Annotated in this window: 12 protein-coding genes; 8 read left to right on the forward strand and 4 right to left on the reverse strand. The window is 57.1% G+C overall.

Going from position 1 to position 13,385, the window contains the following annotated elements; translation table 11 throughout:
* Nucleotides 1-75 precede the first annotated feature (75 nt).
* The 5 genes from glyQ (at nt 76) to hopBF1 (ending at nt 5,642) form a co-directional block, all read left to right on the forward strand.
* A complete protein-coding gene (glyQ, locus tag JOE29_RS24625) occupies nt 76-1,023 on the forward strand; it encodes a glycine--tRNA ligase subunit alpha (RefSeq protein WP_002551326.1) in 948 nt (315 codons plus the stop codon).
* The gene (glyS, locus tag JOE29_RS24630) at nt 1,020-3,074 is read left to right on the forward strand and encodes a glycine--tRNA ligase subunit beta (protein ID WP_017279508.1); all 2,055 of its coding nucleotides are present in this window, start codon (nt 1,020-1,022) and stop codon (nt 3,072-3,074) included. The genes glyQ and glyS overlap by 4 nt, the downstream gene beginning before the upstream one ends.
* Nucleotides 3,075-3,086: 12 nt before the next feature.
* Entirely contained in the window at nt 3,087-3,629 is a 543-nt protein-coding gene (gene gmhB, locus JOE29_RS24635) for a D-glycero-beta-D-manno-heptose 1,7-bisphosphate 7-phosphatase (RefSeq protein ID WP_003413774.1), read from the forward strand.
* Nucleotides 3,630-3,694: 65 nt separating this feature from the next.
* Entirely contained in the window at nt 3,695-4,465 is a 771-nt protein-coding gene (locus JOE29_RS24640) for a lysophospholipid acyltransferase family protein (protein ID WP_003315938.1), read from the forward strand.
* Between the two features lie 571 nt (nt 4,466-5,036).
* Complete coding sequence (gene hopBF1, locus JOE29_RS24645; RefSeq protein ID WP_003413772.1) at nt 5,037-5,642, forward strand: T3SS effector protein kinase HopBF1; 606 nt, start codon at nt 5,037-5,039, stop codon at nt 5,640-5,642.
* Nucleotides 5,643-5,784: 142 nt separating this feature from the next.
* Here the strand turns inward: hopBF1 and gyrB are convergent, their stop codons facing one another.
* Genes gyrB through dnaA form a run of 4 tightly spaced genes read right to left on the reverse strand, consistent with a single transcriptional unit; the run spans nt 5,785 to nt 12,010 of the window.
* The gene (gene gyrB, locus JOE29_RS24650) at nt 5,785-8,202 is read right to left on the reverse strand and encodes a DNA topoisomerase (ATP-hydrolyzing) subunit B (protein WP_210079966.1); all 2,418 of its coding nucleotides are present in this window, start codon (nt 8,200-8,202) and stop codon (nt 5,785-5,787) included.
* A gap of 4 nt (nt 8,203-8,206) precedes the next feature.
* Nucleotides 8,207-9,310, reverse strand: coding sequence for a DNA replication/repair protein RecF (gene recF, locus JOE29_RS24655; protein WP_003340176.1), 1,104 nt, complete (start codon nt 9,308-9,310; stop codon nt 8,207-8,209).
* Nucleotides 9,311-9,332: 22 nt separating this feature from the next.
* Nucleotides 9,333-10,436, reverse strand: coding sequence for a DNA polymerase III subunit beta (gene dnaN, locus JOE29_RS24660; RefSeq protein ID WP_003421522.1), 1,104 nt, complete (start codon nt 10,434-10,436; stop codon nt 9,333-9,335).
* Nucleotides 10,437-10,474: 38 nt separating this feature from the next.
* Nucleotides 10,475-12,010, reverse strand: a complete 1,536-nt coding sequence (gene dnaA / locus JOE29_RS24665; RefSeq protein ID WP_003437057.1) for a chromosomal replication initiator protein DnaA — start codon at nt 12,008-12,010, stop codon at nt 10,475-10,477.
* Between the two features lie 584 nt (nt 12,011-12,594).
* On the opposite strand from dnaA, the gene rpmH reads away from it, so the two are divergent.
* From rpmH to yidD, 3 genes are read left to right on the forward strand one after another with little or no spacing between them, the layout of a single operon-like run.
* The gene (gene rpmH, locus JOE29_RS24670) at nt 12,595-12,729 is read left to right on the forward strand and encodes a 50S ribosomal protein L34 (protein ID WP_002551315.1); all 135 of its coding nucleotides are present in this window, start codon (nt 12,595-12,597) and stop codon (nt 12,727-12,729) included.
* A 16-nt stretch (nt 12,730-12,745) separates the two neighbouring features.
* Nucleotides 12,746-13,147 (forward strand): ribonuclease P protein component, encoded by a 402-nt coding sequence (rnpA, locus tag JOE29_RS24675; RefSeq protein WP_002551314.1) that lies wholly within the window; start codon nt 12,746-12,748, stop codon nt 13,145-13,147.
* The gene (yidD, locus tag JOE29_RS24680; RefSeq protein WP_002551313.1) at nt 13,140-13,385 is read left to right on the forward strand and encodes a membrane protein insertion efficiency factor YidD; all 246 of its coding nucleotides are present in this window, start codon (nt 13,140-13,142) and stop codon (nt 13,383-13,385) included. The genes rnpA and yidD overlap by 8 nt, the downstream gene beginning before the upstream one ends.

Consider the following 13,385-nt stretch of genomic DNA (forward strand, 5'->3'; position numbering starts at 1 on the left):
TCCCAACGAGTGGACGTGCGGCCGAATCGGGTATACTCCCGCTCTTTGAATCGCAGCCCAGCACAGGTGAAATTTGTGAGCCAGCCTACGCCAGCCGTGCGTACCTTCCAAGACTTGATCCTCGCCCTCCAGCAATACTGGGCAGAACAAGGTTGCGTGGTACTTCAGCCCTACGATATGGAAGTAGGCGCCGGCACGTTCCACACTGCCACGTTTCTGCGCGCCGTAGGCCCGGAAACCTGGAACGCCGCTTACGTACAGCCAAGCCGTCGCCCGACTGACGGCCGCTACGGCGAAAACCCGAACCGCCTGCAGCACTATTACCAGTTTCAGGTGATTCTCAAGCCGAATCCGGACAACTTCCAGGAACTGTACCTGGGCTCGCTCAAGCACATCGGCCTCGATCCGCTGGTGCACGACGTGCGCTTCGTCGAAGACAACTGGGAATCGCCGACGCTGGGCGCCTGGGGTCTGGGCTGGGAGATCTGGCTCAACGGCATGGAAGTCTCGCAGTTCACCTACTTCCAGCAGGTCGGTGGTCTGGAGTGCTACCCCGTCACCGGCGAAATCACCTACGGCCTCGAGCGTCTGGCGATGTACCAGCAGGGCGTGGACTCGGTCTACGACCTGGTCTGGGCTGACGGCCCGTTCGGCAAAGTGACCTACGGCGACGTGTTCCACCAGAACGAGGTGGAGCAGTCGACCTACAACTTCGAACACGCCAACGTCGACAAGCTGTTCGAGCTGTTCGACTTCTACGAAAGCGAAGCCGCACGCCTGATCGAGCTGGAGCTGCCATTGCCCGGCTACGAAATGGTCCTCAAGGCCTCGCACACCTTCAACCTGCTGGATGCCCGTCGCGCGATTTCCGTGACGGCACGTCAGCAATACATCCTGCGCGTACGCACGCTGGCCCGCTCAGTGGCTCAGGCCTACCTGCAGGCCCGGGCCCGTCTCGGCTTCCCGATGGCGCCGCCCGATCTACGCGATGAAGTGTTGGCCAAGCTGGAGGCAGCGCAATGAGTGCTCAAGATTTTCTGGTCGAACTGGGCACCGAAGAACTGCCACCCAAGACCCTCGTCTCACTGGCCGATGCATTTCTCGCCGGCATTGAAAAAGGCCTCGCTGGCGCAGGTCTGACCTACAGCGCCAAACAGGTCTACGCCGCACCGCGTCGTCTGGCCGTGCTGATTACTGCACTGGCCACGCAACAACCGGATCGCAGCGTCAACCTCGACGGCCCGCCGCGTCAGGCAGCGTTCGATGCCGACGGTAATCCGACTCAGGCCGCCCTGGGCTTCGCCAAGAAGTGCGGCGTCGACCTGAGCGAAATCGATCAGAGCGGCCCGAAACTGCGTTACAGCCAGACCATCCTCGGCAAGCCGACGACGTCCCTGTTGCCGACCATCGTCGAAGACTCGCTGAACGACCTGCCGATCGCCAAGCGCATGCGCTGGGGGGCTCGCAAGGAAGAGTTCGTGCGGCCGACCCAGTGGCTGGTGATGCTGTTCGGTGATCAGGTAGTCGATTGCACGATCCTCGCCCAGAGCGCGGGTCGTCATTCGCGCGGTCATCGCTTCCATCATCCGCAAGACGTGCGCATTTCTTCGCCTGCCGGTTACCTCAGTGACCTGCGCGCCGCTCATGTACTGGCTGACTTCAACGAACGTCGCCAGATCATCAGTAAACGCGTCGACGAACTGGCCGCCCAGCAGGAAGGTACCGCCATCGTGCCGCCAAGCCTGCTGGACGAAGTCGCCGGTCTGGTCGAGTGGCCGGTTCCGCTGGTGTGCTCGTTCGAAGAGCGCTTCCTGGAAGTCCCTCAGGAAGCCTTGATTACCACCATGCAGGACAACCAGAAGTATTTCTGCCTGCTGGATGGCGCCGGCAAACTGCTGCCGCGCTTCATCACCGTGGCCAACATCGAGAGCAAGGACCCGGCACAGATCATCGCCGGTAACGAGAAGGTGGTTCGTCCACGCCTGACCGACGCCGAGTTCTTCTTCAAGCAGGACAAGAAGCAGAAGCTGGAAACCTTCAACGATCGCCTGAAGAACGTCGTATTCCAGGCGCAATTGGGCAGTGTGTTCGACAAGGCCGAACGCGTGTCGAAACTGGCCGCCTACATCGCCCCCCGCATTGGCGGCGACGCCCAGCGGGCAGCGCGGGCCGGTCTGCTGTCCAAGTGCGATCTGTCGAGCGAGATGGTCGGCGAGTTTCCGGAAATGCAGGGCATTGCCGGTTACTACTACGCCAAGGCCGACGGCGAGCCTGAAGATGTCGCACTGGCGCTCAACGAGCAGTACATGCCACGTGGCGCGGGTGCCGAACTGCCGACCACGCTGACCGGCGCTGCGGTGGCCATTGCCGACAAGCTCGACACGCTGGTCGGGATCTTCGGGATCGGCATGCTGCCTACCGGCAGCAAAGACCCCTATGCACTGCGTCGTGCTGCGCTGGGCATCCTGCGTATCCTGATCGAGAAGAAGCTCGACCTGAACCTGATCGAAACGGTGAAATTTGCCGTTACGCAGTTCGGCGCGAAGATCAAGCCAGCCGGTCTGGCGGAACAGGTCCTCGAGTTCATCTTCGATCGTCTGCGCGCGCGTTACGAAGACGAAGGCGTCGACGTGGCGGTGTACCTCTCGGTACGCGCCCTGCAACCCGCTTCGGCGCTGGATTTCGATCAGCGCGTCCAGGCAGTCCAGGCCTTCCGCAAACTGCCACAGGCCGCTGCACTGGCCGCAGTGAACAAGCGTGTATCGAATCTCTTGAGCAAGGCCGAGGGCAGCATTGCCCAGACCGTCGAGCCCAAGTATTTCGACAACGCCAACGAGTTCTCGCTGTACTCGGCCATCCAACAGGCCGATCACGCGATCCAGCCGATGGCTGCCGAGCGTCAGTACAGCGAATCGCTGGCGCGTCTGGCGATGTTGCGTGAGCCGGTCGATGCATTCTTCGAAGCCGTCATGGTCAACGCGGAAGACGCCAACGTGCGTGCAAACCGTTATGCCCTGTTGTCGCGCTTGCGCGGCCTGTTCCTCGGCGTCGCCGACATCTCGCTGCTGGGCTGACAAGGAGTCGCTGTGAAACTGCTGATACTTGATCGGGATGGCGTGATCAATCATGACTCCGACACTTACATAAAGTCGGTGGCGGAGTGGCTGCCCATTCCTGGCTCGATCGAAGCTATCGCAGCGCTGAGCAAGGCCGGCTGGACGGTGGCCGTCGCCACCAACCAGTCGGGCATTGCCCGAGGTTATTACGATCTGGCCACTCTGGATGCCATGCACGTGCGCTTGCGCAAGCTGGTGGCAGAGCAGGGCGGCGAGCTCGGTTTGATCGTCTACTGCCCGCATGGGCCAGACGATGGCTGTACCTGCCGCAAGCCAAGACCCGGCATGCTGCAGGCCATCGCCCGTCATTACGCAGCGGACCTCAAAGGTCTCTGGTTCGTGGGCGACAGCAAGGGTGACCTGCAAGCCGCATTGGCCGTCGATTCTCAGCCTGTGCTGGTGATGACCGGCAAAGGACGCAAGACGATGGAAGGCGGAATGCCGGCAGGCACATTGATTTTTGACGATCTGGCGGCAGTTGCCGCAGAACTTATCCACAACAGCGCTCACTGAACAGTCAGCTCTTCAGGTTCAGGACGCTCAAGGAGCGGGCACCTGCCCGTACGGTAAACGTAACTATGTCGATCATGCAGGCAATCAGGACCTTCTTCTTTTACCTGTTGCTGGGCACCAGCTCGCTGTTGTGGTGCACGTTGAGTTTTTTCATTGCGCCTTTTCTGCCGTTCAAAGCCCGCTATCGCTTCATTAACGTCTACTGGTGCCGCTGCGCCATCTGGCTGACCAAGGTGTTCCTGAACATCAAGGTCGAAGTGACTGGCGCTGAAAACGTCCCGAAAACCCCTTGCGTGATCATCTCCAATCATCAGAGCACCTGGGAGACCTTCTTTCTGTCGGCGTATTTCGAGCCGATGAGTCAGGTCCTCAAGCGTGAACTGCTGTATGTGCCGTTCTTTGGCTGGGCGATGGCAATGCTGCGCCCGATCGCCATCGACCGCGAAAACCCGAAAGCCGCACTCAGGGAAATTGCCAAGAAGGGCGACGAGCTGCTCAAGGATGGCGTCTGGGTATTGATCTTCCCGGAGGGCACACGCGTGCCTTACGGCCAGGTCGGAAAATTCTCTCGCGGCGGTACTGCACTGGCAGTGAACGCCGACCTACCTGTGCTGCCTGTCGCGCACAACGCAGGCAAGTACTGGCCTCGCGACGGCTGGGCGAAAAAGCCAGGCACCATTCAAGTCGTGATTGGCGAGCCGATGTATGCAGAAGGCACAGGCCCACGCGCCATTGCTGCGTTGAATGACCGTGTGCAGACCTGGAATGAAGACACACAACGCGCGATGGGTTCGCCTGTCGAGCCTGCAGCAACTCCCGAAAAAGTCCCGGCGTGATTTTGTGGATAACCTGTGTACGGATTTTGGAAAAACGGTTGAAACCGATGGTAAGTCTCTAATTACGCTGCTTATTTCTCAACGCGATTAACACGTAAAAAACGTGCATAAGTTTTGGTGACGTATAAAAAACCGACCTTTAGAGGTCGGTTTTTTTATTGGCGTGCGATTGACCACGGTCAGGGCAGTACCGGCGAACAGCAGTGGAATATGAGTCTGGATCAGGACAGCAAGCGGGCGTTGAGCAATAACTGCATCACCGAAGCACAGCTCGACATCAGCCAAGATCGACGGGTTGGTTTGCCGTTCGTCACCTCTATCTAAGCAGCATCGAGCAGAACGCTACTCACGTTTGAAGTCAGCTCAAGGGGGTGGTGTTATCGAGTCTCTCAACGGCCAGTAGTCTTGTTCTTAAGTGGCCGACCCTGCCAGCCCCCACACACCGTATCTAGTGTGTGCAAAAAACCCGGGAACCCAACTCACTCAATTCATCACTCACTGCAAAGGATCGCGAAGACTCCACTCGCGAATGCCATACACCCGTAAAGTCGTATAGAGAGCGGAGACCACCATGCCAAGTATTTCCAATGCTGCCTCCATCCAGCGACATCCCGGTATCCAGGATGTCACCGCGCCTGCTGAATTTACCTCAATCCCTTCCGTGGGCGAAAAGCTTGGAAGCGGAAGTCAGAAGGACGTTTATCATTCTCGGCAGGATCCACGGCAATGCATATGCCTGATCCGGCCAGACACAACCGGGATTATTTCCGGAAATGAATACGCAGCAAAAGAGCTAAAGATGACCAAACACCTGAAAAACCTCGGGTTTCCGGTCGTTGATGCACACGCCTTAGTCAAATACGATAACAAGGTCGGGATAGCGAAAGACTACATCCATCATGCGCTGGACTCCGAAGACGTTATCCATAACCGTAAACACATTCCAACCGACATGGCTTTCAATAAAAACGTTATGAAGGACTGTGATGAGATCATATCCAGACTCAGAACCCATAGCCTGCACATTGAAGACTTACAGTTCCTGATCGATGGGTATGGTCGGGTGCGAATCAATGACCCAAGAGATGTGATCCGGTCGTCGCCAGAAAAAAGCATCGCTAAAGTTCGAGACTTGCGCGCCATTGCGTTGAACAACCTGCTGGACGACAGTGATTAAAAGGCCCTGAACAGCCTCAGATGACGCAGGTTGCATTTTGTAGAAACAGGGAAGGGGGCAGCGCCGTCGACTGACGAGCAGGCCAAACTCCACAAACAAAAACCCCGGCTTTCGCCGGGGTTGGTGTTCGATCACGCTTTCATCAGAAGTCGAGGTTGGACACGGCCAACGCATTACTTTCAATAAAGTCACGGCGTGGCTCGACCGCATCACCCATGAGGGTGTTGAAGATCTGGTCAGCGCCGATGGCGTCTTCGATGGTGACTTTCAGCATGCGACGCACACTCGGGTCCATGGTGGTTTCCCACAGCTGGTCCGGGTTCATTTCACCCAGACCTTTGTAGCGCTGGATGGTGTGGCGCTTGGTGCTTTCCGCCATCAGCCAGGCGAGGGCTTCCTTGAACTCGTTGACGGGCTTCTTGCGCTCGCCACGTTGCACGTAGGCACCATCTTCCAGAAGCGTGCTGATCTGCGCGCCCAGAGCGGTAACGGTCTTGTAGTCGTTGCTGCCGAAGAAGTCGCGGTTGAAGGTGACGTAGTTCGACAGGCCGTGGGAGATCAGTTCGACCTCTGGCAGCCAGACGTTGCGTTCACGGTCTTCGCGCAGGCTGGCCTTGTAGACCAGACCAGACTTCTCGCCGGTGCGCAGACGCGCGTCGAACAGTGCCAGCCAGGCTTGCATGCCCTCGTGATCCGACAACTGTTCGAGGGTGATCGGCGGCAGGTAGACGAAGTGCTCGGTCAGTTCCTGTGGGTACAGACGCGACAGGCGCTTGAGCGTCTTCATGACCATGCGGAAGTCGTTGACCAGCTTCTCCAGCGCGGTACCGGAGATACCCGGTGCCGATTCGCTGAGGTGCAGGCTGGCGTCTTCAAGGGCCGACTGGGTCATGTATTCTTCCATGGCCTCGTCGTCCTTGATGTACTGCTCCTGCTTGCCTTTCTTGACCTTGTACAGCGGTGGCTGAGCGATGTAGATGTAGCCACGCTCGATCAGCTCGGGCAACTGACGGAAGAAGAAGGTCAGCAGCAGGGTACGGATGTGCGAGCCGTCGACGTCAGCATCGGTCATGATGATGATGTTGTGATAACGCAACTTGTCGATGTTGTACTCTTCACGGCCGATACCGCAGCCCAGCGCAGTGATCAAGGTGCCCACTTCCTGCGAAGAGATCATCTTGTCGAAGCGCGCTTTTTCAACGTTCAGGATCTTGCCCTTAAGCGGCAGGATGGCCTGGGTTCTACGATTACGCCCCTGCTTGGCTGATCCGCCAGCAGAGTCCCCTTCCACCAGGTACAGTTCGGAGAGGGCAGGGTCTTTCTCTTGGCAGTCCGCCAGTTTGCCGGGCAGGCCAGCGATATCCAGTGCGCCTTTACGACGGGTCATCTCACGCGCCTTGCGCGCAGCTTCACGGGCACGGGCTGCGTCGATCATCTTGCCGACAACCGCTTTGGCTTCGTTCGGGTTTTCCAACAGGAAGTCGGAGAAGTACTTGCCCATTTCCTGTTCGACAGCCGTTTTGACTTCGGACGAAACCAGCTTGTCCTTGGTCTGCGAGCTGAACTTTGGATCAGGCACCTTGACCGAAATGATCGCCGTCAGACCTTCACGCGCGTCATCGCCAGTTGTCGCGACCTTGTGCTTCTTGGCCAGACCTTCCTGCTCGATGTAGTTGTTCAGGTTACGCGTCAGCGCAGAACGGAAACCCACCAGGTGAGTACCGCCATCACGCTGCGGAATGTTGTTGGTGAAGCACAGCAGGTTCTCGTTGAAGCTGTCGTTCCACTGCAGAGCAATCTCGACACCGATACCGTCATCACGCTGAATGTTGAAGTGGAACACTTCGTTGACCGGCGTTTTGTTAGTGTTCAGGTACTCAACGAATGCGCGCAGACCGCCTTCGTATTTGAACAATTCTTCCTTACCGCTGCGCTCATCCTTGAGGACAATGCCAACACCGGAGTTCAGGAAGGACAGCTCACGAATCCGCTTGGCCAGAATGTCCCAGCTGAAGTGGATGTTCTTGAACGTTTCAGCGGAAGGCTTGAAGTGGATCTGAGTGCCTGTGCTGTCACTTTCACCGACGATCTTCATCGGTTCCTGTGGAACACCATGAACATAGGTCTGTTCCCAGATCTTGCCGCTACGGCGAACCGTCAGCAACAGAAGCTCTGAAAGGGCGTTAACCACAGAGACACCTACACCGTGCAAACCACCGGATACTTTGTAGGAGTTGTCATCAAACTTACCGCCAGCGTGGAGCACGGTCATGATGACCTCGGCTGCCGACACGCCTTCTTCTTTATGCACGTCTACCGGAATACCGCGGCCGTTGTCGCGCACGGTGATAGATTCGTCTGGATGGATGATGATGCTGATGTCGTCGCAATGGCCTGCCAATGCTTCGTCGATCGAGTTATCAACCACCTCGAACACCATGTGGTGCAGACCGCTGCCATCGTCTGTATCACCGATGTACATTCCGGGACGCTTGCGTACGGCATCAAGTCCTTTCAGCACCTTAATGCTGGACGAGTCGTACGTTTGGTTTTCGCTCATGCAATCACTCCCGATGGTCGTGGGTCTGGGTGATACGGCCTTGTTCCACGTGGAACAAAGCGACTGGCGTTTCCGTCTGCCAGCCTTCCCTCAAAAATTCTTGATCTACACAGGTGATAAACACCTGGCAGCGTAATTCTTCCAGCAAGCGGCAAAGCGCGCGTCGATGGTTGTCATCCAGTTCGGAGGGCAAATCATCTACCAGGTAAATACACTGGCCTCGACGGACCTGGCTGACCAGATGTCCCTGAGCAATACGCAGTGCGCAGACCACCAGCTTTTGCTGACCGCGAGACAGAATATCTGCCGCATTGTGCGCGCCTAATCTAAGGCGCAGGTCAGCTCGCTGTGGTCCGGCCTGGGTGTGGCCCATTTGCTGATCGCGGTGGAGGGAAGAGGCAAGCACTGTACTTAGCTCTTTTTCCTTGTCCCATCCCCGGTAGTAGCTCAGGGTCAAACCTTCAAGCTCAACAAGTTCGCTCAAAGTCTGTTCAAAGACTGGCTTCAATGCCTTGATATAAGCCCGGCGGAACTCGTCGATCTCGTCACTTGCCGAGCACAGCTCACGGTCCCATGCCGCCTGTGAAGCGGCGTCAAGTGTACCATGCCGAAGCCACGAGTTTCGCTGCTTGAGGGCCTTCTGCAGGCGCTGCCACGTGGCCATAAAGCGAGGTTCCACGTGGAACACTCCCCAATCCAGAAACTGCCTGCGTATCTTCGGCGCACCTTCAAGCAATCGGAAGCTGTCGGGGTTGATGAGCTGCAGCGGCAGAATTTCTGCAAGCTGCGCGGCGCTTCTGGCGTTCTGCCCGTCGATACGAATCTGGAACTCGCCTTGGCGATCGCGTGAAACACCCAAGTTGCTGTGTCCACCTTGCGCAAGATCGACCTGCCCAAAAACCGTACATGACGGCTGCTCGTACTGAATGACCGGAAGAAGGCGACTGCTGCGAAACGAGCGCGCGATGCCCAGCAGATGGATAGCTTCCAGCACGCTGGTTTTGCCACTGCCGTTTGCGCCGTAGAGGATATTGATACGCGGGGAGGGGGAGAGGGTCACCGGGTGCAGATTGCGCACCCCGGTGACCGAGACGCGACTAAGAGACATCTAGGTTGCGCTGGACATGAAGTTACAGACGCATCGGCATGACAACGTAGGCGGAGTCGTCGTTATCGGACTCTTGCACCAGGGCGCTGCTATTGGAGTCGGACAGAATCAGGCGCACCTGTTCGGTGGTCATGACGCCCAGCACGTCGAGCAGGTAGCTCACGTTGAAACCGATCTCCAGCGAGTCACCGTTGTACTCGACGCTGATTTCCTCTTCTGCTTCTTCCTGCTCAGGGTTGTTGGCCTGAATCTTCAATTGACCGCTGGCCAGTTGCAGACGGATGCCGCGGTACTTTTCGTTGGACAGAATCGCCGTACGGCTGAACGCCTCACGCAGTGCCTGACGATCACCGAGCACCAGCTTGTCACCACCTTTAGGCAGAACGCGCTCGTAGTCAGGGAACTTGCCATCCACCAGTTTGGAGGTGAAGGTGAATTCGCCGGTGGTCGCACGGATGTGATGCTGACCCAGAACGATACTGACCGTGCCGTCCTGTTCGGTCAACAGGCGCGCCATTTCGAGAATACCTTTACGTGGAACGATCACCTGATGGCGATCGGCATGTTCGATATCGGCAGACATCGAGCACATGGCCAGGCGGTGGCCGTCGGTAGCCACTGCGCGCAAGATACCGGCGCTTACTTCCAGCAACATGCCATTGAGGTAGTAACGAACGTCCTGCTGGGCCATCGCAAAGCTGGTGCGCTCGATCAAGCGGCGCAGTTTGCTCTGCACCAGAGTGAACGTCAGCGAGCCCGGACCTTCCTCAACGGTAGGGAAGTCATTGGCAGGCAAGGTCGACAGGGTGAAGCGGCTACGACCGGCCTTGACGATCAGTTTCGAGTCGTCGAGCTTGATGTCGATCAGCGCGTCGTTCGACAGGCTCTTGCAAATGTCCATGAGCTTGCGCGCAGGAACCGTGATCTCTCCAGGCTCGGCAGGCTCTTCCAGCTGGACGCGGCCAACCAGTTCGACTTCCAGATCCGTACCGGTCAGCGACAGTTGCTGACCTTCGACGACCAGGAGAACATTGGAAAGAACCGGCAAGGTCTGGCGGCGTTCGACGACGCCGGCGACCAATTGCAGGGGTTTCAACAGGGCTTCGCGTTGAATGGTGAAATGCATGGTCTAGTCCCTTGCCTTGATGAGCTGCACTGGCGTTATCACGTAGTCAGAGTGCGCAGCAGGTTCTTGTAGTCCTCGCGGATATCCGCATCGGATTCCTTGAGCTCGTTGATCTTTCGGCATGCGTGCAAGACGGTCGTGTGGTCACGGCCACCAAACACGTCACCGATTTCCGGAAGACTGTGGTTGGTGAGTTCCTTGGAGAGCGCCATCGCGACCTGGCGAGGCCGGGCGACAGAGCGGGAACGACGCTTGGACAACAAATCGGAGATCTTGATCTTGTAGTACTCGGCGACGGTGCGCTGAATGTTATCCACACTGACCAGCTTGTCCTGCAACGCCAGCAAGTCCTTTAGCGACTCGCGAATCAGCTCGATGGTGATGTCGCGGCCCATGAAGTGCGAGTGAGCGATGACGCGCTTGAGCGCACCTTCCAGCTCACGGACGTTGGAGCGAATTCGCTGGGCGATGAAGAACGCTGCGTCATGAGGCAGATCGACCTTGGCCTGATCTGCTTTCTTCATGAGGATCGCGACGCGGGTTTCCAGCTCCGGAGGCTCGACGGCAACTGTCAGGCCCCAGCCGAAACGCGACTTGAGTCGCTCTTCAAGGCCTTCAATTTCCTTGGGATAGCGGTCGCTGGTCAGAATGACCTGCTGTCCGCCTTCCAGCAGCGCGTTGAACGTGTGGAAAAACTCTTCCTGCGAGCGTTCCTTGCGAGCAAAAAACTGGATGTCATCGATCAGCAGCGCATCGACTGAGCGGTAGAAGCGCTTGAACTCGTTGATTGCATTGAGCTGCAACGCCTTGACCATATCCGCAACGAAGCGCTCCGAATGCAGGTACACGACCTTGGCGTTCGGATTCTTCTTCAGCAGGTGGTTACCCACAGCATGCATCAAGTGAGTTTTACCAAGACCGACACCGCCATAAAGGAACAGCGGGTTGTAGCCATGCTTGGGGTTGTCGGCAACCTGCCAGGCCGCAGCGCGTGCCAGCTGGTTGGACTTACCCTCGACGAAATTCTCGAAGGTGAACGTACGGTTCAGGTAACTGGTGTGCTTGAGCGCACCTTCTACCTGAACGGTGCGCTGTTCTGCGCGAGCGGGCGCTTGTTGCGAGCTGGCACCCGCCATCGGATCAAAGCTGTCACGCGACGGCTCGTTGTGTGCTGCAACGTTCTGAACCGGTGCCGGCGTCGCTACGGCAGCAGCTGGCGCAGCCGTGGCAGGAGCCGGTGCCGAGACGCTGCTCACCGAATTGGCAGACAGCGCCTGGGAGGCTGCAGCGGCCAATGGCGCATTCGGAGCGGCACGGGGTGCGGAGCTGCGCTTGCTTCCTATTAATAAGGAAAGAGCAGGGGCCATGCCTTGACCGTGTTCGCCAAGAAGCTCGAGCAAACGACCAAGGTACTTTTCGTTGACCCAGTCGAGAACAAAACGATTGGGTGCATACACACGCAACTCGTCGCCTTCGGCTTCGACCTGTAGCGGACGGATCCAAGTGTTGAATTGCTGGGCAGGCAGCTCATCGCGCAAAAGCTCCACGCACTGCTGCCAAAGTTCCACTGACACGGATATCCCCTGAGTTGAAAGCCGGTGAGGCAAAAACAGCCGCCATTGTAACGACCCAGAGGCGACTTATCCACATGTAGGTTGCTCACAGACGGCTATAAATCAACGATTTATGCATCGCCCACACGACAAACGGTCAACGCGTAAGCACTGTGGATAACCCGTCTTCAGCCCGTTGCATAAGTCGGGCTTGAACTCTGTGCATAACTCGCCTGTGGATAAAGAGGCGTTCCATGCACAGCTTTTCCTAGGGTCCGGCACAGGCAAAGCACCGTTTCTCGACAACCTTTCTGACCTCTGTACACATTGAATAACAAGGGCTGTGTAATGTTATCCACAGAAAAGCTCTGCGTAAGAGTTATAAGCTTTATAAAGAAGCTTTAAATACTCTCTTCTTTTTATTTCTATAACAGGAGCGGGTTAGCGTAGCGGTGAATGAGAAGAAGAGGACTTTCAGCTATAAAAAGACGCCTATGAAGAAAAGCTGGTTGGAAATTGACCTGCGGGCCTGCTTTCTCTAGAATCCCCGGTCTCTTAAAACGGGGGCCATTCCGGCCCGTAGTGGACGAACCAGGTAACACGCCATGAAACGTACTTTCCAACCCAGCACTATCAAGCGCGCCCGCACCCACGGTTTCCGTGCACGTATGGCCACCAAAAACGGCCGCGCAGTTCTTTCGCGTCGTCGTGCCAAAGGCCGTAAGCGTCTGGCAGTTTGATAAATCGGCACAGGAGGTGAGTCGAGACTTCAGTCGGGAAAAGCGTTTGCTCACTCCCCGGCATTTCAAGGCAGTCTTTGACTCCCCTACCGGCAAGGTTCCGGGGAAAAATCTCCTGCTCCTTGCGCGCAACAACGACCTCGATCATCCCCGCCTGGGGCTTGTGATAGGTAAAAAGAGCGTGAAGCTCTCCGTCGAGCGCAATCGTTTGAAACGCCTGATGCGCGAATCATTTCGCCAACACCAAGACAGTTTGGTCGGTTGGGATATCGTGATCGTCGCGCGTAAAGGCTTGGGTGACGTAGAAAACCCTGAACTGATTCAGCATTTCGGCAAGCTCTGGAAACGTCTGGCGCGTAGCCGACCCATTCCGGAAGAAAAATCCGAACCTGCAGGGGTAGACAGTCCAGATGCGTAAACTGGCACTCGTTCCGATCCAGTTCTATCGCTATGCCATTAGCCCGCTGATGGCCAGTCACTGTCGTTTCTACCCCAGTTGCTCCTGCTACGCGTATGAAGCCATCGAAAATCATGGCCTTTTGCGCGGTGGCTGGCTGTCAATTCGTCGTCTTGGTCGCTGTCACCCATGGAATCCCGGTGGTTATGACCCGGTTCCAGCTGTCCCCACCTCCCGTTCTTCTTCGATGGCCGAGTAA

The sequence above is a fragment of the Pseudomonas sp. PvP009 genome (assembly GCF_017832995.1).
GTDB lineage: Bacteria > Pseudomonadota > Gammaproteobacteria > Pseudomonadales > Pseudomonadaceae > Aquipseudomonas > Aquipseudomonas syringae.